General features: G+C 68.7%; 1 protein-coding gene and 1 pseudogene. Both read right to left on the reverse strand.

Going from position 1 to position 504, the window contains the following annotated elements; genetic code table 11:
* Positions 1 to 282, reverse strand: a 282-nt coding sequence (locus ABTU92_RS30735; protein ID WP_408095306.1) for an Rrf2 family transcriptional regulator, incomplete at its 3' end; no start/stop codon positions are given.
* Positions 279 to 504: pseudogene (locus ABTU92_RS30740) on the reverse strand (hypothetical protein); the annotation flags it as partial. The gene ABTU92_RS30735 and the pseudogene ABTU92_RS30740, both read right to left, overlap by 4 nt.

Genomic DNA, 504 nt, shown 5'->3' on the forward strand with positions numbered 1-504 from the left:
CTCGCGGGCGCCGGCGGCGTTCGGCCCGATCGGCTCGAACACGGCGACGATGTCGAGGAGGTTGAGCCGCTTGGCGTTGCCGGAGAAGCGATAGCCGCCGCCGACGCCGCGCGACGCCTCGACCATGCCGAGCCGGCCGAGCGTGCGCAGCACCTTGGCGAGATGGTTCGGCGAGATGGCGTACTTCTCGGCGATGTCGGAGGCCGACATCTGCCGCTCCGGCTGGGAGGCCAGCTCGAGAATGGCGAACAATGCGTGGCGGGTCGCGACCTGCAGCTTCATGCGGACAGGCCCTTCCCGCCGATCTCGTCCGTCTCGGTCTCGTCCAGATCCATCTCGAGCTCGACGAAGGGGCCGCCCATCATCCCCTGGCTGCGGAAGAACGACAGGATGAGCTGATGGTCGCGGGCGATCATGGTCCGTACCTTGCTCACGCCGGCCTTGCGGAAGCGCTCGCAGATCGCCGCGAACAGCGAGGAGCCGACTGCGGCCAGCCGAGTGTCC

Source organism: Rhodoplanes sp. SY1 (genome assembly GCF_046000175.1).
Lineage (GTDB): Bacteria > Pseudomonadota > Alphaproteobacteria > Rhizobiales > Xanthobacteraceae > Rhodoplanes.